This window comes from Nonomuraea sp. NPDC003560 (genome assembly GCF_042878785.1).
Classification (GTDB): Bacteria; Actinomycetota; Actinomycetes; order Streptosporangiales; family Streptosporangiaceae; genus Nonomuraea.
In genome coordinates this window covers 496,174-517,283 of sequence record NZ_JBIAOF010000005.1, presented here as the reverse complement: position 1 = coordinate 517,283, position 21,110 = coordinate 496,174, and the positions used below count along the sequence as shown (strand labels likewise).

Sequence of the window (21,110 nt, the reverse complement as noted above, 5' to 3'; positions counted from 1 at the left end):
TATGTCGGAACATTGTGCGGAGGGCCGGTACTGGACAGATATTAGAATCTGTTCTAGTTTGCCATTCGGCTTACCTAGCGCTTGCTGGAGGCTCGATGATCGCGCAGACGCTGGCGGCCCTGCTCCTCGACCGGGCGCAGGACGACCGACCTGGGCTGATGTTCGAGGGCGCGGTGTGGTCGTGGCGCGAGCACGTCGCCCGCTGCCGGGCGGCGGGGGCCTGGCTGAGCGGGCGCGGCGCGGGTCTGCACGTGGGCGTGCTGGCGGAGAACGTCCCGGAGCTGCTCCTCGTGCTCGGCGGGGCGGTGCTCGACGGGCACGTGCTGGTCGCGCTGAACCCGACGCGGCCGGCCGACGAGCTGGTCCGCGACGCCCGCGCCACCGACGTGGACCTCCTGCTCTGGGACGCCCCCTTCGCCGCCCTCGCCGCGTCGGTCGCCGAGGAGCTGGGCGTGGAGAGCATGCCGCTGTCCATGGTGTCGTCCGCGGTGTCGTCCCTGGGGGAGGGCGGCGGGCGGGCCGGTGAGGCGGCTCCCGGCGACCTGGTGATGCTGATCTTCACGTCGGGGACCTCGGGGCGGCCCAGGGCCGTCCGGATCACGCAGCGCAAGCTGGCGCTGCCGGGGCTGAGCCTGGCCGCGCTGCTCACGCCGGAGGACGTCGTCTACTGCTCGATGCCGCTGTTCCACTCCGGAGCCCTGATGGCCGCCTACGCCCCGGCCGTGGCCTCGGGGGCGGCGCTGGCCGTGCGCAGGCGGTTCTCGGCCTCCGGCCTGCTGCCGGACGTGCGGCGGCACGGCTGCACCTACCTGCACTACGTCGGCAAGGCGCTCTCCTACGTCCTGGCCACCCCCGAAGGCCCGGACGACGCCGACAACCCCCTCAGGATCGCCTTCGGCAACGAGGGCAGCGCGGTCGCGACCAGGCGGTTCGGCGAGCGGTTCGGCTGCCGGGTGATCGACGCGTTCGGCTCCACCGAGACGGCCATCTCCTTCAGCCCCGACCCTGGCGCCCCGCCCGGCAGCCTGGGCAGGCTGGGGGCGGGCGTGCAGATCCTCGACCCCGCCACCGGACGCCCGTGCCCGCCCGCCCGCATCGAGGGCGGCCGCCTGCTCAACCCGGACGAGGCCGTCGGCGAGCTGGTCAACACCGCCGGCCCCGGCCTGTTCGAGGGCTACTACAACGACCCGGACGCGGACGCCGAACGCGTCAGGAACGGCGCGTTCTGGTCCGGCGACCTGGCCTACGCCGACCCCGCCGGCCACGTCTTCTTCGCCGGACGCGGCACCGAACGGCTGCGCGTGGACGGCGAGAACCTGGCCGTCGCCCCCGTGGAGGCCGCCCTGCGGGAGTTCGGCGGCGTGGTGGAGGCGGCCGTCTATCCGGTGCCGGACGCGGCGGCCGGCGACCAGGTGATGGCGGCGCTGGTCATGGACGTCCCCTTCGACGCGGAGGCGTTCGCGGCGTTCCTGGCCGGGCGCACCGACCTGGGCCCCAAGTCCTTACCCCGCTATATCCGGATTTGTCGAGAACTTCCGCTGACCCCCTCCCACAAGGTCATCAAGCGGATCCTGGCCAAGGAGGCGTGGCGGACCGGCGACCCCGTCTGGTGGCGCTCCCCGTCCGGGTTGCGCCCCCTGACCGGCGTGGACGTCAAGGCGATCGAGGACGAGTTCGTCGAGCACGGCAGGCACCACCTCTTGGAGAGCTGATGGATTTCAACCTGGACGAGACCCAGCAGGACCTGAAGAAGCTGACCGCCGAAGTGCTGGCCAAGCAAGGGGAGGGCGGCCCGGCGGCCAAGCAGGGTGAAAGCGGCCCGGCGGCCAAGCAGGGTGAAAGCGGCCCGGCGGCCGGGCAAGGGCAGGGCGGCTCGGCGGCCGAGGGCGGGCTGTGGCAGGCCGGGCTCATGGGCGTGTGCGCGTCCGAGGAGGCGGGCGGCGCCGGGCTCGGCCCCGTCGAGATGGCCGTGGTGCTGCGCGAGGTGGGTGTGCGGGCGGTGGCCGTGCCGGCGTTGCCCGTCCTGGTGAGCACGCTGGCCCTGGCCCGGCACGGCAGCCCCGACCAGCGACGGCGCGTCACGCGCGGCACCCTGGCCCGGCGCGAGCCCGGCCGGGCCCCGGCCGACCCGCCGACGACGGCCGCCCGCCGCGAGGGCGACGGCTGGTCGCTGACCGGGCGCAAGGTCGCGGTGCCCTACCCGGCGGACGACGTCCTGGTCACCGCGGACGAGGGGCTGTTCCTGGTGACGTCGCCGCCCGCGAGCCCCGAGTTCGCCTCGACCGGCGAGCCGGCCGCCACGATCCGGCTGGACGGCACGCCCGCCGAGGCGGTGGCCGGGCCCGAGGCGGCCGCCGACGCCGGACGCCTGTTCACCGTGGCCGTCGCCGCGCAGGCGAGCGGCGTCCTGGCCGGGGCGCTCGACCTGACCACCGCCTACATCAGGACGAGACGGCAGTTCGGTCGGGCGCTGGCCGAGTTCCAGGCCGTGACCATGCAGATCGCCGACGTCTACATCGCCGGACGGGCCCTCGACGTGGCCATGTGGTCGGCGGCCTGGCGGCTGGCCGAGGGCCTGCCCGCCGACGAGGACGTGGCGCTGGCCGCGTTCCACGTCTGCGAGGCCGTCAAGGCGCTCTACACCTGCCAGCACCTGCACGGCGGCCTCGGGCTCGACGTCACCTACCCGCTGCACCGCCACTTCGCGCAGGCCAAGCACCTGTCCCACCTGCTCGGCGGCGCCGACGCCCAGCTCGACCTGATCGGAGCCCTCGTCTGATGCTGATCGACCTGACCCGGGAGCAGCGCGCGCTCCGCGACGAGCTGCGCGAGTACTTCCGCGGCTGCCTGACCGCCGAGGACCGCGCGAAGATCGCCGACGACCCGTTCGGCGAGGCGTACATGGAGCACTGCCGCCGGCTCGGCCGCGACGGCAAGCTCGGGCTGGGCTGGCCCAAGGAGTACGGCGGGGGCGGCTACGGCCCCCTGGAGCAGCAGATCTTCGCCAACGAGATCGCCCGCGCCGGGGTGCCATACCCGATCATCACCGTGCAGACGGTGGGCCCGACGCTGATGCAGTACGGCACCCAGGAGCAGAAGGACCGGTTCCTGCCGCGCATCCTGGCCGGCGAGTGCCACTTCGCGATCGGCTACAGCGAGCCCGAGGCCGGCACCGACCTGGCCTCCCTGCGCACCACGGCGGTGCTGGACGGCGACCACTACGTCGTCAACGGCCAGAAGATCTTCACCAGCGGCGCGCACTACGCCCAGTACATCTGGCTGGCCGCCCGGACGAACCCCGAGGCCAAGAAGCACAAGGGCATCACGATGATGATCGCCGCCACCGACGACCCCGGCTTCTCCTGGACGCCGATCGTCACCATGGACGGCCGCCACCACACGAACTCCACCTACTACTCCGACGTGCGCGTCCCGGTGGACATGGTGGTGGGCGAGGTGGACCGGGGCTGGGACCTGATCGTCAACCAGCTCAACCACGAACGTGTCACCCTCGGCCCGGCCGGCAACCTCGGCCAGACCTACGACCGCTTCCTCGCCTGGGCCAGGCACGCCGGGCTGACCGGCAATCCGGACGTACGCCGCGCCCTCGCCCGGGTGTGGGCCGCCTTCCGTACGAACGAGCTGCTCAACTGGCAGGTGGCGGCGAACATGGACCTCGGCTGGCTGGGCGCGCCCGACGCCTCGGCCACCAAGATCTACGGCTCCGAGCGCATGCAGGAGATCGGCCGGCTGGTCTGCGACGTCGTGTCCCGCTACGGCGACCCCTCCGACCCGGAGACGGCCGAGCTGGCCGAGCGCATGGACCACGGCGTCAAGGGCGCGGTGGTGCTGACGTTCGGCGGCGGGGTCAATGAAGTGCAGCGCGAGCTGATCGCGATGCTCGGCCTGAACCTGCCGAGGCCGCCGCGATGACCGACACGACCGCCGCGACGTCCGGCACGACTGACGCGGAGCTGCACGAGCTGGCCGGCAAGCAGATGGCGATGGGGGAGCTGCGCGGCGCCCCGGCCGCCGACCCGGTGAACGCGCCCATGATCCGCCACTGGCTGGCGGCCATGGGCGACGCCAACCCGCGCTACCTGGAGGAAGGCGTGGCGCCGCCCGCGATGGCCCAGGTGTGGACCATGCAGGGGCCGGGCTCGCAGGCCAAGGACCGCTCCCCGGTGGACGACCTGCTGGCCGCGCTCGACGCCGCGGGCTTCACCGGGGTCGTGGCGACCAACTGCGAGCAGACCTACCACCGGTACGCCAGGATCGGCGAGCTGCTGACCCCCGCGACCCGCTTCACGTCGCTGGCCGGGCCGAAGCGCACCGCCCTGGGCGAGGGCTACTTCGCCACCTGGAACGTCACCTGGTACGGCGACGACGACCAGCCGGTCGCCGAGATGCTCTTCCGGGTGCTGAAGTTCCGGCCGAAGGCGCCCGCCCCGCGCGCGCGGGAGCCGTACCCGCTGCGGCCGGCGGCCAACGCGGACACCGCGTTCTTCTGGGAGGGGGCGCGGAACGGCGAGCTGCGCGTCCAGAGCTGCGCGGACTGCGGGGAGCTGCGCCATCCGCCCGGTCCGATGTGCCCGAACTGCCGCTCGGGGAACCGGTCGCACGTCGTGGTGAGCGGCCGCGGCACCCTCTACAGCTACGTCGTCCACCACCATCCGCCGGTGCCGGGGCGCGAGGTCCCGTTCGTGGTGGGCGTGGTGGAACTGCCGGAAGGAGTACGGATCGTGGGCAACGTCGTGGACTGCCCGGTCGAGAAGGTGGAGGTCGGGATGGCCCTGCGGGTGACGTACCGGTCGATGGACGACGAGCTCGTCCTGCCGATGTGGACGCCGGAGGAGCCGTGACCCCCGCCGCCGGAACGGCCCTGCCCGAGCTGGAGGTGGACCTGACGCCCACGACGGTGATCGCCACCGCCCTGGCCACCAGGGACTTCACCCCCGTGCACCACGACACCGCCAAGGCCCGCGCCCAGGGCTCGAAGGACATCTTCCTCAACATCCTCACCACCATGGGCCTGGTGGAACGCTACGTCACCGACTGGACGGGCCCGGAGGCGGTCATCACCAGCATCAACGTCAAGCTGGGCGTCCCGGCGTACGCGGGGGACCGGCTGAGCTTCAGCGGCGTGATCGTCGAGCGCGACGGCGACCGGTACACCGCGCAGGTGCGCGGCAGGGTCAGCCTGGGCGACCACGCCACCGGCACCGTCACCTTCGTCCTGCCCGGGAGCGCGTGATGCCGGGCGGGCGGGCCGCGATCGCGGGCATCGGGGCCACCGAGTTCAGCAAGGACTCCGGCCGGTCGGAGCTGCGGCTGGCGGCCGAGGCCGTGCTCGCCGCCCTGGACGACGCCGGGGTGCCGCCGTCCGACGTGGACGGCATGGTCACCTACACCCAGGATGCCAACCAGGAGATCGCCGTCGCCCGGGAGACCGGCGTCGGCGACCTGACCTTCTTCTCCCGCGTCGAGTACGGCGGCGGCGCGGCCTGCGGCACGGTCGCGCACGCGGCGATGGCCGTGGCCACCGGCATGGCCAGGACGGTGGTCTGCTACCGGGCCTTCAACGAGCGCTCGGGCCGCCGCTTCGGCCAGCCGAACGCCCGGCTGACCGGGGAGCCCACCTCCCAGGGCCTGGAGATGAGCTGGCACGTGCCGTACGGGCTGATGACCCCGGCCGCGTGGGTCGCCATGTTCGCGCGGCGGTACATGCACGAGTTCGGGGCGACGTCGGAGGACTTCGGGCGGGTGGCGGTGGCCATGCGCCGGCACGCCGCCACCAACCCGGCCGCCTGGTTCCACGGACGGCCGATCACGCTGGCGGAGCACCAGGCGTCCCGGTGGATCGTGGAGCCGCTGCACCTGCTCGACTGCTGCCAGGAGAGCGACGGCGCGGTGGCCCTGGTCGTGACGTCCGCCGAACGCGCCCACGACCTGCGCAGGTCACCCGCGGTGATCACGGCGGCGGCGCAGGGCGCGGGCGCGGGCCAGATGATGATGACGAGCTACTACCGGGACGACATGAGCGGCCTTCCGGAGATGTCCGTCGTCGGCCGGCAACTGTGGAAGATGTCCGGGCTGTCCCCGGCGGACATCCAGACGGCCATCCTGTACGACCACTTCACCCCGTTCGTCCTGGCCCAGCTTGAGGAGCTGGGCTTCTGCGGACGCGGCGAGGCTCCTGACTACCTGCGGGACGGCGGCATCGAGCTGGACGGCCGTCTGCCCGTCAACCCGCACGGCGGCCAGCTGGGCGAGGCGTACATCCACGGCATGAACGGCATCGCCGAGGCCGTCCGGCAGATCAGGGGGACGGCCGCCAACCAGGTGGCCGGGGCGCGGAACGTCCTGGTCACGGCGGGGACCGGCGTACCGACGAGCGGCCTGATCCTGTCGGCGTCGTGACGATCAGTTAAGAGAAGCAACTCAGGGTAATCATCCCTGCATGAGTGGATTCTGGGGGATCCTGGCACAGCCGGAGTTGAAGATCGACTGGGCCAGGATGCCCACCTACAACACGATCATGGCGGTCGCCGCCGGCGTCGGGTTGCTGCTCGTGGTCTCCTTCGGCCGCCGGCTGCTCAGGGGCGACCCGCTGGAGCACGTGGACGGCTGGGCGCTGGCGTTCGGCGCGGTCGGGGCCGTCCTGGCGGTCACCGGGCTGCACATGACGCTCACCTGGCCGCTGGCCGGGCAGGGCTTCCCGTTCGACAACATCATCTTCGGGGAGCCCTCGCTGGCGTTCGGCGTGCTGCTGCTGGCCGCCGCGCTCTACCTGTGGAAACGCTGGGGCGTGATCACCGTGGCGCCCGACCGGCGCAAGCTCGTGGCGCGCACGGCCGGGCCGATCTCGCTGTTCGTCTTCGGCATGGGGCTGGCCTGCTTCGGCATCGCGGCGGCGGGGTGGACGTACACGCTGTTCGCCGCGCCGCCGCAGGAGCCGATCTCGGGGGCCTTCGCCGGCCTGCCGCTGCTGGAGGCCACCTTCATCTCCGGCCTGTACGTGCTGGTCGGGGTGGGCGCGGTGCTGTTCCCGTTCGCGCTGCGGGCCAGGGGCGGCCCGGTCACGACCGTGACCGGGGTGTGCTGGGGGATCGCCGGGGCGGCGTTCCTGCTGTTCGGCGCCCTGAACTACTTCACCCACATCGGGCTGATCGTCAACACCATGTAGGCGCTCACGGGCCCATGAACATCGGCACGGAGAAGAACACGATCATCGCGATGGCCACGCAGATCAGGAACCCGATCAACTCCCAGGCCCAGTCGTAGTGCCGCTCCCGGCGCCGCTTGAGCGCCTTCTTCCTGGCCGCGGCCTTCTTCTTGCCCGCCGGCTGCTTGCGGGCGCCGGGCTTGGCGCCGCCTCTCCCCGGCGAGCGGGCCGGTTCGGCGCCGGGCTTGCGGCGGGACGGGCTCTGGAGGTCGCGCGCGGGGTCCGGGTAGCGCGCGCGGTCGGCTTCCAGCTCGCGGGCGAGCTCGACGGCGAAGTCCGCCGCGCGGCTGCGCCCGGACGGCGCCGCATCGGACACAGCAGGGTCGGACACAGCAAGGTCGGACGGGGCGGAGGCGGACAGGCCCGGGTCGGGTAGGGCCGGTTCGGACGGGGCCGGGGCGTTGGGTGGCTCGGGGGCGGGCATGCGGTAGACCGGTTCGGCGGCGGCCCTGGACCTCGGGGTGAACAGCGGCGCCGCCTCCTTGACCGGCTGTTCCGCCGCCAGGGGACGCCGGGCAGCGCGGCCCGGGTCCTGATGCGCCGGGACGTCCCTGATCGCGGGCATCTCCTGGGTGATGGGCTCGTCGTCCAGCACGTCCGCGGGGATGGGCGCGGCCAGGAAGAAGGGCCGCTCACCGGGCGGGGGAACGGCGGCCCCCGCCATCCGGCCCTCGGCCGGAGCGGCGGGCGGCGCGGTGAAGTCGCCCGTGCTGAACGGCCGTACGGACTCAGGCAGCGGCTGCGGGGGCTGCGCCGGCTGTGGGGGCTTGGGCAGGAACGGCCGGACGGCCGCCGCCCGCGCGGCCGGGTCCCGCAGCGGGCCCATCGAGTCCAGCGCCCCGAGCGGGTCGCGCAGCTTGGGCATCGGCGCGGTCGTCGCCTCGTGCACGGACGGCCGTCCGGCGGGCGGCGGCGTGAGCAGGTCCGCCGGGAAGATCCCGGTGCTGGTCGCCGGGTCGGTGGCGGCGAGCGGCAACGGCCACTGCGGTGGCGCGGGCCAGAGCGGCTTGACGAACAGCGGCCCCGGCTCGGCCGGCACCGATCCGGCGAAGTGCACCCGCAGGATCGCGGGCGGCTCCGGCCAGGGCAGACGTCCCAGGACGTCCCGCAGCGGCGCGACCGCGAGCGCGCCGTACACGTCGGCGACCGGCTTCGGCGCCCGCCCGCCGGCCAGCGCGGTCAGGGCCATGTCCAGGACCTCGCGGAAGCGGTGGCCCGCCCCGAAGGCGAGCTCGTCGGCGGTGTCGGGGGCGACGTCGAGCACCCAGGCCAGCTCGGCCCGGCTCAGCCCGCACACCGCGCACAGCACCAGCACCTCGCGCTGCTGCGGGCGCAGCTCGCGCAGCACGCGCTCGACCAGCGCCGAGGCCGGGTCGATGAGCGGGTCCACGACGGGCGGGGCGTAGACGACGTCCCGCCGGTGGATCTGGCGGCGGGCGTAGGCGTACAGGGCGGCACGGGGCGGGGCGACGTCGGGGACGCCGGACAACACGGACGCCAGGACGTCGGACGCGGTGCCCGGATCGCCGAGCTGGTCGGCGCAGTACGCGAACAGCCCGGCGGCATGGCGGTCGTAGAGCTCTGCGATCAGTTCTGTGCGGGGGCGCTGACCGGTGAGCGGCTGGGACACGGGGCCGATCCTCTTGCTAAATGTGCGGACGCTGAGGTGAGGGGTACGCGTCTGGAGTTTGTGGAGGTAATCATGCCAACTCCCCCAGGCCCGGCGCACCACTTGATCGGAAATTCCGGTAAATCTCCCTGGTCAGTGAAACGTTTAAGCCGTCCCCCGTGGGGACACAGGGGTGAGGGTCGCCGTAGTCTTGTGGGCCACCGAGATCATGCGGCGGTCGTGGCAGGGGGGCCGCGGCCCTGCCATCGAGCGAGAGGTCACGCGTGATCACATTCGACGCTGTCACCAAACGCTATCCAGACGGCACCACCGCCGTGGACGCCCTCTCCCTTGAGGCGCCCACCGGCGAGATCACCGTGCTGGTGGGCCCCTCGGGCTGCGGGAAGACGACGTCCCTCCGGATGATCAATCGCATGATCGACGCTTCCGAGGGACAGATCCTCCTCGACGGGGTGCCCGTGAGCGGCATCGACCCGCCCACGCTGCGCCGCGGCATCGGGTACGTCATCCAGCAGGCCGGCCTCTTCCCGCACCGGAAGATCGTCGACAACATCGCGACGGTCCCGTACCTGCTGGGCTGGGACAAGAAGAAGGCCCGCGCGCGGGCGATGGAGCTGCTCGAACGCGTCGGCCTCGACCCGGCCTTCGCCGGCCGCTATCCCTTCCAGCTCTCCGGCGGGCAGCAGCAGCGCGTGGGCGTGGCCAGGGCGCTGGCCGCCGACCCGCCCGTGCTGCTCATGGACGAGCCGTTCAGCGCGGTCGACCCGATCGTCCGCACCAGCCTCCAGGACGAGCTGCTGCGGCTGCAGGCGGAGCTGAACAAGACCATCGTGTTCGTCACCCACGACATCGACGAGGCGATCAAGCTCGGCGACCGGGTGGCCGTGCTGCGCGTCGGCGGGCGGCTGGCCCAGCTCGCCGACCCCAAGACGCTGCTGTCGGAGCCGGCCGACGACTTCGTCCGCGAGTTCCTGGGCCACGACCGGGGGATCCGGCGGCTGCAGTTCATCTCCACGAAGGGGCTGCGGTTGCGTACCGACCTGACCGTGCGCGAACGGGCGGCCAGTGACGAGCCGTGGCTGCTGGTCGTGACCGACGACGACCAGCCCGTGGGCTGGTTCGCCGGGTCGCGGCCCGAGGAGCTGGAGCCGTACGGGACGTTCGTGCCCGGCCGCGACTCGATGCGCTCGGCCCTGGACGCGGCGCTGCTGTCGCCCTCCGGCTGCTCGGTCGCCGTGGACGAGGACGGCAGGGTCGTCGGCGTGGCCACCAGGGAGGCCCTGGACGAGGCGCTGGCGGAGGCCGCCGATGCGTGAGGGTCCGCCCAGCATCTGGGAGTGGATCGCCCGCAACTGGGACACCGGCCGCGCCGACAGCATCAGGAACCTGCTGACCGACCACCTGACCATGTCCCTGGTGCCGATCCTGGCCGCGCTGGTGCTGGCGTTGCCGCTCGGGCTGGCCTGCGTGCGCTGGCGCTGGCTCTACCAGCCCACCTCGGGCCTGATGAACGTCGTCTACGCGCTGCCGTCGCTGCCGGTGTTCATGCTGCTGATCTCGGTGACCGGGCTGTCGCAGACCACCGTGATCATCCCGCTGACCTTCTACGGCATGGCCGTGCTCATCCCGGCCGTGGTCGACGGGCTGAACTCGGTGCCCGACCACGTGCGCCAGTCGGCCGTCGCGATGGGGTTCACGCCCATGCGCCGCCTGCTGCAGGTCGAGCTGCCCATCGCCACGCCGGTGGTGCTGGCCGGGCTGCGCGTGGTCGCGGTCTCCAGCATCAGCCTGGTCAGCGTGGGCGCGCTGATCGGCCAGGGCGGGCTCGGCGGGCTGTTCACCCGGGCCTACCAGAACCCGTTCATGCCGCCGGTGGTCACCGGCATCGTGCTGATCGTCGCGCTGGCGCTGGTCGCCGACGGCCTGCTGGTCCTGGCCCAGCGCCTGCTCACCCCCTGGGTGCGCGCGCGGAAGGGGACGTCGTGAGCTGGTTGGGCTCGTTCTTCGGCTGGCTGGCCGACTTCTTCGGCACCGGGGCGAACTGGGCCGGCCCCGACGGCATCCCGGCGCGGCTGCTGGAGCACCTGGAGTTCTCGGCCCTGGCGCTGGTGCTGGCGATGCTGATCGCGGTGCCGCTGGGGCTGGCCATCGGCCACACCGGCAGGGGCGAGGTCGTGGTCGTCATCTCGGCGAACCTGGCCAGGGCGCTGCCGACGCTCGGTCTGCTGGTGCTGTTCGTGCTGCTGCTCGGCACGTCCTCGATCTGGCCGGTGATCATCCCGCTGGTGCTGCTGTCGGTGCCGCCGATCCTGGTCAACACCTACGAGGGGATCAAGGGGGTCGATCCGGAGCTGCGCGACGCGGCGTACGGGATGGGGCTGCGCGGCGGGCAGGTGCTCGGCCGGGTGCTGGTCCCGGTGGCGCTGCCGCTGATCCTGCTCGGGCTCAGGCTGTCGGCGATCCAGGTGGTCTCCACCACGACGGTCGCGGCGTACACGGGGCTCGGCGGGCTCGGCCGGTTTGTGATCGACGGTTTCGCGACCAAGGATTATGCGAGCGTTGTGGGGGGTTCAGTACTGATTGTGCTGTTCGCGCTTGTCGTGCAGATCGTGTTCGCCCTCATCCAGAGGGTGACCGTTTCGCCGGGGGTGAGCCAGAGACTGAAGGTTCGATAGTCTCCGGTATTACCTGCCGCTTTAGAAGGGAAATTCACACATGAGACGCATGATCGGCACCGCGGCGGTGCTCGTGTCGGCGACGCTGGCGCTGGCCGCCTGCGGTGGCGGGAGCGGCGGTGGGGGCAACCCGCTCGACACCACGAGCGCGGCGCCCAGCGGGTCGGCCGCGGCGGCCGGGGGCAAGGCCGTCATCGGCTCCTTCGACTTCGACGAGAGCGTGCTGCTCGCGTCGATCTACGCCCAGGCCCTTGAGGCCAAGGGCGTGCAGGTCGAGGAGAAGCCGCGCATCGGCAGCCGCGAGGCCGTCTACGACCAGGTCAAGAACGGCGGCCTGACCATCGTTCCGGAGTACAACGGCAACCTGCTGGCCTTCGTCGACCTGAAGAACACCGCCTCGACGACCGACGAGGTCAACGCGGCGCTGAAGGAGAAGCTCCCGGCCGAGCTCGAAGTGCTCGACTCCTCCCCGGCCGAGGACAAGGACAGCCTCTCGGTCACCAAGGACACCCAGACCAAGCAGTCGCTGAACACCATCGAGGACCTGGCCAAGGTCTCCAAGAACATGGTCGTCGGCGGCCCGCCCGAGTTCAAGAAGCGGTGGGAGGCGCGCTTCAAGGAGGTCTACGGGCTGGAGTTCAAGCAGTGGGAGCCGAAGGGCCCGGCCACGGCCGACGCCCTGAAGGACGGCTCGATCCAGGTCGGCAACGTGTTCACCACGGACCCCAAGATGCTGGCCAACAACCTGGTGCCGCTCCAGGACACCAAGAACATCTTCCCCGCCCAGAACGTCACGCCGCTGCTGTTCAAGTCCGGCGCGAACGACACGATCCGCACCACGCTCAACGGCATCTCGGCCAAGCTGAGCACCCAGTCCCTGCTCGACATGATGCAGAAGATCTCCGTCAACAAGGACGAGCCCGCCACGGTGGCCAAGGAATGGCTGACCTCCAACGGCCTCGCCTGACGCCCGCGGCGGGGACCTCCGGCCGGAGGTCTCCGCTGTGAGCGAGTTCACGGAGGCGATGGCGCAACTGGCCGCGGGCGTCGCGGTGATCACCGTCCGGGACGGGCGCGACGACCTGGGCGTGACCGTGTCGGCGCTGATGTCCGTCTCGGCCGAGCCGCCGCTCGTGCTGATCAGCCTGGCCTCCCGCGGCTACCTCTGCGAGGTGCTGCTCCGGCAGGACCGGTGGGCGGCCTCGCTGCTGTCCTCCGGCCAGGCCGCGATCGCCAGCCGCTTCGCCACCGCCGGCCGTCCCAGCGCCCGCCTCCTGCTGGCGGGCACCCCCCACCACCGGGGGGCGCACACCGAGGCGCTGGTGGTCGAGGGCGGTGTGGCGGCCCTGGAGGCCGAGACGACCCAGGTCGTCCCGGCCGGCGACCACACGCTCTTCGTCGCCCAGGTGCTCGCCGTCCCCTATGTCACCCCCGCGCTCCAGCCGCTGGTACGGCTGCGCGCCCGCTACCGGCCGATGGGATGCTGAATGCGCAGTTTCCTCTTCCTCCTGGGCGGCAACCGCCGTGACGGCAACACCGAGACCCTGGCCAGGCACGCCGCCGCCGCGCTCCCGCCGGACGTCGGGCAACGCTGGCTGCGCCTCGACGACCACCCGCTGCCGCCCTTCCGGGACATCCGCCACACCGGCGACGGCCTCTACCCCGTCCCCGAGGGCGCGGAGAAGCTGCTCGCCGAGGCCACGCTCGACGCCACCGATCTGGTGATCGTCTCCCCGCTCTACTGGTACAGCGTCTCGGCCACCACCAAGCTCTACCTCGACCACTGGTCGGCCTGGATGCGCGTCCCCGGCTACGACTTCAAGGGGCGCATGGCGGGCAAGACCGTCTGGGCGGTCACCACGATCAGCGAGGAGGACGAGTCGGTGGCCGATCCGCTGATCGGCACGCTGCGCCTGTCGGCGGAGTACTTCGGGTCGTGGGGCGGCGCGCTCGTCGGCTACGCCAACCGCCCCGGCGACATCCTGCGCGACACCGGCGCCCTGGAGCGGGCCGCGGCCTTCTTCAGCCCCGGCGCTCGAAGTGCGGATACAGGGTCGTCTTCGTCCCGGCCTTGACCAGCGTCTCGACGACCCGGCCCGTGAGGTCGACGACGCCCACGCCGTCCTTGACCGGGGCGAGCAGGTGCCGCTCGTCGTACCAGCCGAGCGTCGGGCCCCACACCGGGCTGAAGGCCAGCTCGATCCGGGTGACGGCCTTGCCGGTCCGGGTGTCCCAGACGCAGGCGGCCTTCTCCAGCGAGGTGCAGGCGGTGACGAAGCGGCGGCCCGACGGGCTGAACGCGCCGAGCCCGGAGGCGGCCGGACGCCCCCGCACGTGCCAGGTCCGGGTGACGGCGCCGGTGAGGTCGTAGCGGCGGACCGCGGAGGAGCCGTTCTTGCCCCAGCGCACGACCACGCCCTTGCCGTCGTGCGTCCACTGGAAGCCGCCCACGGTGATGAGCGCCTTCTCGATCCGGACGAACCGGGCCTCCAGCGAGGGCACGTCGATCAGCACGATGCCCGCCGAACGCGGCTCGCCGCCCGGCTCGAACACGTTGAGCAGCAGGCGGCGGCCGTCCGGCGACCAGGTGGGCCAGAGCGTCTGCAGGTACTGGCCCGCCCGCTCGGGGTCCTCCGGCACGGGCAGGTCGACCTCGCTCTCCTTGCCCGACCGGCGGTCCAGGAAGGTCACCTTCGGCGCGCCGCCCGCGTGGTCGGTCAGCTTCACCTGCCGGCGCTCGTCCGGGGAGACGCTGACGATCATGCCCCTGTGGGGCAGGGAGCATACAAGATCAAATTATCTGATGACGTACCAACCGGGCAAAGAGAGCGGACCGGCGGCGGGCAGGCCCAGCTCGGCCGACAGGCGGGCCAGCGGCCCCCAGGCGTCGAGCCGCATCCTGGCCAGGGCGGCGGACTTGTCCTCGCTGGACTCCGGCCCCCGCAGCCGCTCCAGCGGGTTGATCCTGGGATAGACGCGCACGGGGGCGTCGTCGGCGAGCCCGGCGCGCTCGCGGGCCAGGCCGAGGGCGTGCTCAAGGCCGCCCAGCTCGTCCACCAGGCCGTTGGCGTGGGCGTCCGCGCCGGTCCAGACCCGGCCTCTGGCCAGCTCGTGGGCGCGCTCGCGGGTCAGGCCGCGGCTCTCGGCGACCTTGCCCACGAAGTCGTCGTAGATGCGGTCGAGCCACCCGTTCACCCGGTCCCACTGCTCGGGGGAGAAGCCGCGGGCGGTGGAGAACATGCCGGCGTTGACCCCGTCGGCGACCAGTTCAGTATTTATCCCGATTTTTTGGAGCAAGTCGGTCATGACGGGCTTGCCGCCATAAACGCCGATCGAGCCGGTCAGGGTGCCGGGCTGGGCCACGATCACGTCGGCGCCCATGGACACGAAGTATCCGCCGGACGCGGCCAGGTCGCCCATGGAGACGATCACCGGCTTCACCCGGCGGGTCAGCGTCACCTCCCGCCACACCGTGTCGGAGGCCACGTACGAGCCGCCGGGGCTGTCCACCCGGAAGACCACGGCCTTGACGTGCTCGTCCCGGCGGGCCGCGCGCAGCGCCGCGCTGATCGTGTCGGAGCCCATCGCGCCGCCCCCGCCGAGCGGGCTGCGGCCGCTGCGGCCGCTCCTGATCTGCCCGCTGCCGTGCACGAGCGCGATGCCGTCGGCCATGGGGTGCGGCAGCTTCCGCACCGCCGCGCTCCTGGCGTACCGGGAGACGAACAGCAGGTGGGCCTCGCCGCCCGTGGCCCGTCGGACCTCGTCGTACACCTCGTCGCGGTAGGCGAGGGCGTCCACCAGGCCGCTCTCCTGCGCCTCGGAGGCGGTGAAGGGGCCGCGGTCGATCAGTTCGCGCACCTTGGCGGGGTCGAGCCTGCGGCCCTCGGCGATGCCGTGGACGAGCTGCTCGGCGACCGACTCCACGATGCGGGTCATCGACTCGCGGTGGGGCTCGGTCATGTGGTCCTGGGTGAAGGTGTTGACCGCGGTCTTGTACTCGTGCCGCTGCCCGGCCTCGACCGCCACGCCCAGCTTGGTCAGTGCGCCCTTGAGGAAACGCTGCTCCATCGCCACCCCTGTGAGCCCGACGTCGCCGCTGGGCTGGAGGTAGACCCGCTCGAACGCGGTGGCCAGGTAGTAGGGGACCGTGCCGCCGCTGAACTCCCCGAACGTCTCGGCGTAGGCCACGGTCAGCTTGCCGGAGGCGCGGAAGCGGGTGACGGCCTCGCGCAGCTCCTGGACCATGGCCAGGCCCATGGGGTTGCCGCCGAGCTTGACCACCAGCGCCTTGACCCTGGAGTCCCGGCCGGCCCGCCGGAGGCCGGACAGCACGTCCGACAGACGGGTCTTGCGCATGGACAACACCGCGGCGACCGGGTCGGACGGCGGTCCTTCCGTGAGGCCCTCGGTGAGATCGAGCTCCAGGACCAGCGGGCCGGTGCGCCGCTGGCGAAGCTTGTCGACGGTTTCGAAGATCGCCCTGCCTGCGTCCATATAGCCACCCTAAGCGACACATTTCGTGTCGGGCCCGGAAGAGGGCCAGGCGGCCGCCCGGGTAGGGGCGTCCGCCTGGAACCTGGGCCGATGCCGGGTCAGCGGTGGCTGTGCAGGGCGGCGTAGACGTTGATGCGGGGGGTGGTGAGCTGGGTGCCCGCGCTGGCGTACGTGATCGGCTTGCCGGTGCTCCGCAACGCGTCGAGGAGCTGGTCGGCGGTGGCGTGCGCGCGCTTCTGCCGCAGCAGCGCGAACGAGCCGGCGACGTGCGGGGCGGCCATCGAGGTGCCGTTCAGCGTGGCGTAGGCGTTGCCGCTGATGGCGGCGGTGATCGAGACGCCGGGCGCGAACAGGTCGAGCATGGCGCCCCGGTTGGAGAAGGAGGCCACGGCGTCCTGCTTGTCGGTGGCGCCCACGGTCACGACGTTGGAGACGCAGGCGGGCCAGGAGACGGAGGCGTCGAAGCCGTTGTTGCCCGCGGCCACGACGGTGGCCACGCCCTTGGCCTGGAGCTGGTCCACCTCGGCCTTGAAGTCGGCGCCGTCGCCCTCGTCGCAGTAGGCGTCGTACTTGCCGCCGCCCAGGCTCAGGTTGACCGCGGCGATGTCGTACTGGTCGGCCAGCACGTTCGCGTACGCCATGCCGGTCAGGACCGAGGAGTCGTAGGCGAGCACGCAGGACGCCGCGGCGCCGCAGTAGGGGGAGTTGTCGAAGCGGCTGAAGACCTGGATCGCGATGATCTTGGCCTTGGGGGCGACGCCGGGGTTCGGGAACTCCTTGGTGGCCTGGCCCGCGGTGATGCCCGCGACGTGGGTGCCGTGGTAGCACAGGCCGTACTCGGGCCGGGGGGCGTTGCGCAGGCACGCCTCGGTCTCGGAGCTGGCCGCGCCGTCGCCGATCTGGAACTGGCTGCCGTTGGGGCACAGCGGCGTCGAGCCGTCGGCCGGGTCGGTGGCGGAGAAGCACGCCTGCGCCGCGATGCGGCGGCCGAAGGCCGGGTGGTCGTTGTCGATGCCGGAGTCGATGATCGCGACGGCGGTGCCCTTGCCGGTGAAGCCCTGCCGGTGCGCCCGGTCGGCGCCGATCAGCGGCACGCTCTGCGCCAGCGAGGGCTCGTTGAGCCGGTCCTTGCGGATCGAGACGACGTCCGCCTGCTCGGCGACCTTCTCCAGCTCGGCGCGGGTGCCGCGGTAGACGAAGAAGTCGAGCTTGCCGGCCAGCTCGGCGGGCGGCGTGGCCACGACGTTCCGCCTGTCCTGCCTGACCCCTTCCGCGCCGGCCAGGGCCGACTGCACCTGGGCGGGCTGGCGGACGCGGACGATGACGCGGTGCTCGCCCGTCGAGGTGACGGCCGGGTCGATCTTGGACTCAGGGTCGGCCAGGGCGGGGGTGGCGACCAGCGACGCAGCGGTGGCGGCGAGGGTGATCGCACCGGCCAGCAGAGACATGAGTCTCAACTGATCCTCCGGGGGGTCGGGGGGCGTTTGTGTAAAGAAGTGTAGATATTGGACAAGAGATGTCAGAGAGGCGCTTGTGTTCTGTTATCGCTTCTTGTCCTGGTAAGCGAAAGGGCCGGATCGTCGGATCCGGCCCTCTTCTGGGTGCCGGCGTCAGGCTTTGGGAGTGCTCGGGGCCGTGGCGGCGAACACGTCGATGCGGGCCGTGCGCGCCTGGGCGCCGCCGGCGGCGTAGCCGATGCTGCGGCCCGTGGCCTGCAACCGCTGCAGGCTCTGCGCCACCGTGAAGTTCGGGTACGCCTGCCGCATCAGCGCGAACGCCCCCGCCACGTGCGGCGCGGCCATCGACGTGCCGCTCTTGTCGGCGTAGCTGTCGTCCGGCACCGACGACCTGATGCCCACGCCCGGCGCGAGCAGGTCGAGCAGCGGGCCCCGGTTGGAGAAGTCGGCCAGGGCGTCCCGGTCGTCGGTGGCCCCCACCGCGACGGCGGAGGAGATGCAGGCGGGCGCCGAGACGCCGTCGGGGAAGCCGTTGTTGCCGGCCGCCACCACGGGCGCGACCCCGAGAGAGATCAGCGTGTCGAAGTCCGGCTTGAGGCTCGCCGCGCTCGGGTCGGAGTCGCAGTTCTCGCGGTACGGCCCGCCGCCGCCCAGGCTCAGGTTCGCCGCGGCGACCCGCCGGGCCGCGGCCACCCGCGCGACGTACTCCAGCGCCAGCTTCTGGTCGGAGGTGTAGCTGAGGAAGCAGGGCGCCTGGGTGCCGATGACCGCGCACGTCATCGCGCTGTCGATGCGGCTGAACACCTGGATCGGCAGGATGCCCGCGGCGGGCGCGACGCCGTCGGAGGGCGCGCCGGTCGTCATCCGGCCGGCGGCGATGCCCGCGACGTGCGTGCCGTGCGAGCAGGCGTTGACGCCGTTCACGACGCACTGGGCGGTCTCGGCGTCCGCGGACCCCGGGCCGGTCTGGCTCGGCTGGTTGTTCGGGCAGAGCGAGACCGAGCCGTCACTGGCGTCGGAGGAGGAGAAGCACGCCTCGTCCACGATCCGGCCGGCGAAGAACGGGTGGTCGCGGTCGATGCCCGTGTCCAGGATTGCCACCGTGAAGCCACTGCCCGTCCAGCCGGCCGCGTTGGCCCGGTCGGAGCCGATGATCCGGGTGCTCCTGTCCAGGACGGCCGGGCGCAGCTCGTCCTTGTAGACGGCCTGGACGCGGTCGTCCTTCCTGAGCTGGGCCAGCGTCTTGCCGTCCAGCTCGGCGACGAAGAAGTGGGGCGACTGCGCCGCCTCCAGCACCCGGCTGCCCTCGGAGGCCTGTTCGAGATCCTTGGCCACGGCCTGCACGTTCTGCCCCGGCTTGAGCTGGATGATCGACCGGACCTTGCTCTTGGCCTGGACCTCCGCGACGAGGGCGGGGCTGATGACCGGGTCGCCGGTGTCACGCGCGTCGGCGCTCAGCGCTGGCGCCGCGCAGAGCACGGCGGATGTCGTGGCCAGCGCGGCAGCGCAGGCGAGCAGGGACCGTAGCCTCACTTAGTCCTCCGAGGGTCAGACCGTCCGGTGTGAGGTGTCCATCCCCGGGTGTGACAAGTGTGATGTCGGTGGCCTATGTGAAAGCGGTGAAAGCTGAGCGGCTTTTTGCCATGCGGGGAGGAAGACGGAAGGGCCGGCCGGCCCTTCCGTCGGTGAAGCCGCCTCAGAGCGACTTGAGCACGTTCTTCGTCGCCTTCCTCAGCGCCGCCTTCGACGCCGCGCCGCTCAGCCGCACCTTCTCGGCGGCGGTCAGCACGGTGGTGCCGTTCCTGCCGTGCGCCCAGTTGAGCCAGGCCGTCAGCAGCGCGCTGTCCAGCTTGTCGCGGGACGTCTTCGTGCCCTTCAGCACCCGGTACGCCTTGCCCAGCGACGACGCCTTGGTCAGCTCGGGGAACACCTTGCTGGCCTTGCCGATCAGCTTCAGGTAGCAGTTCAGCGTGTTGTCGGGGATCGTCCCGCTGCTGCGGTGGATCTCCACGGCCCACTTGCCGGCCGTCATCCTGGCGCCGGCCGTGCCGCGCGTGCAGACGGCGGCGGCCGACGGGGCGGGGGTCGGCGTGACGGTCACCGTCACCGTGACCGTGGGCAGCGGGACCGGCGTGACCGAGGACGTCGGGGCCGGCGCGGGCTGCCCGTCGTCGGGGTCGGGCTGGGGCGTCGGGCCGCTGCCGTCCGTGGGGTCGGGCTCGGGGTCGTCCGTGGGGCCGGTCGTCGGCGACTGCGTGATCGGCGGCTGGGTGCCGGTGCCGGCCAGGGCGGCGCCCACGTCCAGGCGGGGGGTGGTGACCTGGGCGCCGTTGGCCTCGTACTGGTAGGGCCGGCCCGTGGTCTTCAGCGTGTTGATCAGGTCGGCGACGGGCGTCTGCGGCGCGGCGGCCTTCATCAGCGCCAGCGCGCCGGCGACGTGCGGCGTCGCCATCGAGGTGCCGCTGTGCGTGGCCATCTGGTCGTCCGGCACCGAGGACTGGATGTCCACGCCGGGGGCGAAGAAGTCGACGAGCGAGCCCCGGTTGGAGAAGTCGGCGATGGCGTCGGCGCCGTCGTTCGCGCCGACCGCGACCGCCGAGGAGACGCACGCGGGGTAGGAGGCGCCCTCGAAGAACTCGTTCCCGGCGGCGACCACGGTCGCGATGCCCTTGGCCAGCAGGGCGTCGATCTTCGGCTTGAAGACCGCGCCCTCCTCGGTGGCGTCGCAGTCGGTCTCCGACAACGCGCCGCCCAGGCTCAGGTTCACCGCCGCGACGGGCTGGGTGAGCGTGGCCACGTAGTCCATGGCCAGCCGCAGCGACGACTCGAAGGCCAGCAGGCACGACGACTCGCCCGTGCAGATGTCCTCGTCGTTCACCCGGCTGAACACCTGCACCGCGATGATCCCGGCGCCCGGGGCCACGCCGCCGCTGCCCGCCGCGATGCCGGCGACGTGCGTGCCGTGCTCGCACAGGTTCACGCCGCCGGACAGGCACTTGGCGGTGGTGGCGTCGGCCGCGCCCTCGCCGGTCTGCTGGGGCTGCCCGTTCGGGCACAGCGACTCCACGCCGCTCTCCACGGCCGAGAAGCACGCCTCGCCCACGAGCCTGCCGCCGAAGTACGGGTGGTCGCGGTCGATCCCGGTGTCCAGGACGACGATGTTCTGGCCCGCGCCGGTGAGGTTCTTCTCGTGGGCCTTGTCCGCGCCGATCTGGGTGATGTTGGACCCCACCTCGGCCGGCGCGTACGTCCGGTCGCGGTGGATGGAGGTGACGCGCGGGTCCTCGGCCAGCTTCGCCAGCTCCTCGGCGGTGCCCTCCACCACCATGAACGACTGGCTCTGCGGCTGCAGCAGCACGTCGACGCTCTGGGCCGCCGCCACGCCGGCCACCGGCTCGTGCTGCGCGGCGTCGGTCAGCTCCACGATGGCGCGGGTGGTGTCGCCGTCGAGCGCGAGGCCCTCCTCCAGCTTGCTCTGGGAGGGCGCCGGCGTCGGCGTCGCCGCGGGGTCGTCGGCGAACGCCGGGACGGAGGCCGATGACAGGGCCAGCACGATCGAGCACACGATCAGGGGGCGAAATCGCACGCGTCCTCCGAGGGGGATGATCTCGGAGTTTAGGGCGATTTAT

Annotated in this window: 19 protein-coding genes; 13 read left to right on the top strand and 6 right to left on the bottom strand. The window is 72.1% G+C overall.

Annotation, left to right across the window (positions count from 1 at the left end):
• The first annotated feature begins 95 nt into the window (after window positions 1–95).
• From ACFYUV_RS23030 to ACFYUV_RS23000, 7 genes are read left to right on the top strand one after another with little or no spacing between them, the layout of a single operon-like run.
• Entirely contained in the window at window positions 96–1,712 is a 1,617-nt protein-coding gene (locus tag ACFYUV_RS23030; protein WP_387671160.1) for an AMP-binding protein, read from the top strand.
• Window positions 1,712–2,779, top strand: coding sequence for an acyl-CoA dehydrogenase family protein (locus tag ACFYUV_RS23025; RefSeq protein ID WP_387671159.1), 1,068 nt, complete (start codon window positions 1,712–1,714; stop codon window positions 2,777–2,779). Before ACFYUV_RS23030 ends, ACFYUV_RS23025 begins: the two co-directional genes overlap by 1 nt.
• Entirely contained in the window at window positions 2,779–3,933 is a 1,155-nt protein-coding gene (locus ACFYUV_RS23020) for an acyl-CoA dehydrogenase family protein (RefSeq protein WP_387671157.1), read from the top strand. Before ACFYUV_RS23025 ends, ACFYUV_RS23020 begins: the two co-directional genes overlap by 1 nt.
• Window positions 3,930–4,862 (top strand): bifunctional MaoC family dehydratase N-terminal/OB-fold nucleic acid binding domain-containing protein, encoded by a 933-nt coding sequence (locus ACFYUV_RS23015; protein ID WP_387671156.1) that lies wholly within the window; start codon window positions 3,930–3,932, stop codon window positions 4,860–4,862. The genes ACFYUV_RS23020 and ACFYUV_RS23015 overlap by 4 nt, the downstream gene beginning before the upstream one ends.
• On the top strand, window positions 4,859–5,254 hold the full coding sequence (locus ACFYUV_RS23010) for a MaoC/PaaZ C-terminal domain-containing protein (protein ID WP_358288785.1): 396 nt from the start codon (window positions 4,859–4,861) through the stop codon (window positions 5,252–5,254). Before ACFYUV_RS23015 ends, ACFYUV_RS23010 begins: the two co-directional genes overlap by 4 nt.
• Window positions 5,254–6,420, top strand: a complete 1,167-nt coding sequence (locus ACFYUV_RS23005; protein ID WP_357973396.1) for a lipid-transfer protein — start codon at window positions 5,254–5,256, stop codon at window positions 6,418–6,420. Before ACFYUV_RS23010 ends, ACFYUV_RS23005 begins: the two co-directional genes overlap by 1 nt.
• A 40-nt stretch (window positions 6,421–6,460) precedes the next feature.
• On the top strand, window positions 6,461–7,186 hold the full coding sequence (locus ACFYUV_RS23000) for a DUF981 family protein (RefSeq protein ID WP_358288782.1): 726 nt from the start codon (window positions 6,461–6,463) through the stop codon (window positions 7,184–7,186).
• 4 nt (window positions 7,187–7,190) lie between these two features.
• Here ACFYUV_RS23000 and ACFYUV_RS22995 read toward each other — a convergent pair whose 3' ends face one another.
• On the bottom strand, window positions 7,191–8,855 hold the full coding sequence (locus ACFYUV_RS22995) for a sigma factor-like helix-turn-helix DNA-binding protein (RefSeq protein ID WP_387671154.1): 1,665 nt from the start codon (window positions 8,853–8,855) through the stop codon (window positions 7,191–7,193).
• A gap of 263 nt (window positions 8,856–9,118) precedes the next feature.
• Here ACFYUV_RS22995 and ACFYUV_RS22990 point away from each other — a divergent pair, with 263 nt between their 5' ends.
• Genes ACFYUV_RS22990 through ACFYUV_RS22965 form a run of 6 tightly spaced genes read left to right on the top strand, consistent with a single transcriptional unit; the run spans window position 9,119 to window position 13,605 of the window.
• Complete coding sequence (locus ACFYUV_RS22990) at window positions 9,119–10,171, top strand: ABC transporter ATP-binding protein (protein WP_387671152.1); 1,053 nt, start codon at window positions 9,119–9,121, stop codon at window positions 10,169–10,171.
• On the top strand, window positions 10,164–10,841 hold the full coding sequence (locus tag ACFYUV_RS22985; protein ID WP_352322038.1) for an ABC transporter permease subunit: 678 nt from the start codon (window positions 10,164–10,166) through the stop codon (window positions 10,839–10,841). The genes ACFYUV_RS22990 and ACFYUV_RS22985 overlap by 8 nt, the downstream gene beginning before the upstream one ends.
• The gene (locus ACFYUV_RS22980) at window positions 10,838–11,530 is read left to right on the top strand and encodes an ABC transporter permease subunit (protein WP_352352265.1); all 693 of its coding nucleotides are present in this window, start codon (window positions 10,838–10,840) and stop codon (window positions 11,528–11,530) included. Before ACFYUV_RS22985 ends, ACFYUV_RS22980 begins: the two co-directional genes overlap by 4 nt.
• Before the next feature lie 40 nt (window positions 11,531–11,570).
• Window positions 11,571–12,497 (top strand): ABC transporter substrate-binding protein, encoded by a 927-nt coding sequence (locus ACFYUV_RS22975; RefSeq protein WP_357973381.1) that lies wholly within the window; start codon window positions 11,571–11,573, stop codon window positions 12,495–12,497.
• A gap of 37 nt (window positions 12,498–12,534) precedes the next feature.
• Window positions 12,535–13,017 (top strand): flavin reductase family protein, encoded by a 483-nt coding sequence (locus tag ACFYUV_RS22970; RefSeq protein ID WP_352352263.1) that lies wholly within the window; start codon window positions 12,535–12,537, stop codon window positions 13,015–13,017.
• On the top strand, window positions 13,018–13,605 hold the full coding sequence (locus ACFYUV_RS22965; RefSeq protein WP_387671150.1) for a flavodoxin family protein: 588 nt from the start codon (window positions 13,018–13,020) through the stop codon (window positions 13,603–13,605). It begins immediately after the preceding gene.
• Here ACFYUV_RS22965 and ACFYUV_RS22960 read toward each other — a convergent pair.
• From ACFYUV_RS22960 to ACFYUV_RS22940, 5 genes are all read right to left on the bottom strand, one after another.
• Window positions 13,553–14,293: a TolB family protein gene (locus tag ACFYUV_RS22960; RefSeq protein WP_387671148.1), complete on the bottom strand. Its 741-nt coding sequence runs from the start codon at window positions 14,291–14,293 to the stop codon at window positions 13,553–13,555. The genes ACFYUV_RS22965 and ACFYUV_RS22960 overlap by 53 nt on opposite strands.
• A 33-nt stretch (window positions 14,294–14,326) precedes the next feature.
• On the bottom strand, window positions 14,327–16,024 hold the full coding sequence (sppA, locus tag ACFYUV_RS22955; RefSeq protein WP_387671146.1) for a signal peptide peptidase SppA: 1,698 nt from the start codon (window positions 16,022–16,024) through the stop codon (window positions 14,327–14,329).
• A gap of 98 nt (window positions 16,025–16,122) precedes the next feature.
• Window positions 16,123–17,472, bottom strand: a complete 1,350-nt coding sequence (locus tag ACFYUV_RS22950; RefSeq protein WP_387671305.1) for a S8 family serine peptidase — start codon at window positions 17,470–17,472, stop codon at window positions 16,123–16,125.
• A gap of 162 nt (window positions 17,473–17,634) precedes the next feature.
• Window positions 17,635–19,014, bottom strand: coding sequence for a S8 family serine peptidase (locus ACFYUV_RS22945; RefSeq protein ID WP_387671144.1), 1,380 nt, complete (start codon window positions 19,012–19,014; stop codon window positions 17,635–17,637).
• A gap of 163 nt (window positions 19,015–19,177) precedes the next feature.
• Window positions 19,178–21,067 carry a S8 family serine peptidase gene (locus tag ACFYUV_RS22940; protein WP_387671142.1) on the bottom strand — a complete coding sequence of 630 codons (1,890 nt, stop codon included), beginning with the start codon at window positions 21,065–21,067 and terminating at the stop codon, window positions 19,178–19,180.
• Window positions 21,068–21,110 lie beyond the last annotated feature (43 nt).

Bases quoted from the DNA above. Each gene is read 5' to 3' on its own strand.
- ACFYUV_RS23030 (WP_387671160.1), top strand. From the start codon at position 96: ATGATCGCGCAGACGCTGGCGGCCCTGCTCCTCGACCGGGCGCAGGAC.
- ACFYUV_RS23025 (WP_387671159.1), top strand. From the start codon at position 1,712: ATGGATTTCAACCTGGACGAGACCCAGCAGGACCTGAAGAAGCTGACC.
- ACFYUV_RS23020 (WP_387671157.1), top strand. From the start codon at position 2,779: ATGCTGATCGACCTGACCCGGGAGCAGCGCGCGCTCCGCGACGAGCTG.
- ACFYUV_RS23015 (WP_387671156.1), top strand. From the start codon at position 3,930: ATGACCGACACGACCGCCGCGACGTCCGGCACGACTGACGCGGAGCTG.
- ACFYUV_RS23005 (WP_357973396.1), top strand. From the start codon at position 5,254: ATGCCGGGCGGGCGGGCCGCGATCGCGGGCATCGGGGCCACCGAGTTC.
- ACFYUV_RS23000 (WP_358288782.1), top strand. From the start codon at position 6,461: ATGAGTGGATTCTGGGGGATCCTGGCACAGCCGGAGTTGAAGATCGAC.
- ACFYUV_RS22985 (WP_352322038.1), top strand. From the start codon at position 10,164: ATGCGTGAGGGTCCGCCCAGCATCTGGGAGTGGATCGCCCGCAACTGG.
- ACFYUV_RS22975 (WP_357973381.1), top strand. From the start codon at position 11,571: ATGAGACGCATGATCGGCACCGCGGCGGTGCTCGTGTCGGCGACGCTG.
- ACFYUV_RS22965 (WP_387671150.1), top strand. From the start codon at position 13,018: ATGCGCAGTTTCCTCTTCCTCCTGGGCGGCAACCGCCGTGACGGCAAC.
- ACFYUV_RS22960 (WP_387671148.1), bottom strand. From the start codon at position 14,293: ATGATCGTCAGCGTCTCCCCGGACGAGCGCCGGCAGGTGAAGCTGACC.
- sppA (WP_387671146.1), bottom strand. From the start codon at position 16,024: ATGGACGCAGGCAGGGCGATCTTCGAAACCGTCGACAAGCTTCGCCAG.
- ACFYUV_RS22950 (WP_387671305.1), bottom strand. From the start codon at position 17,472: ATGTCTCTGCTGGCCGGTGCGATCACCCTCGCCGCCACCGCTGCGTCG.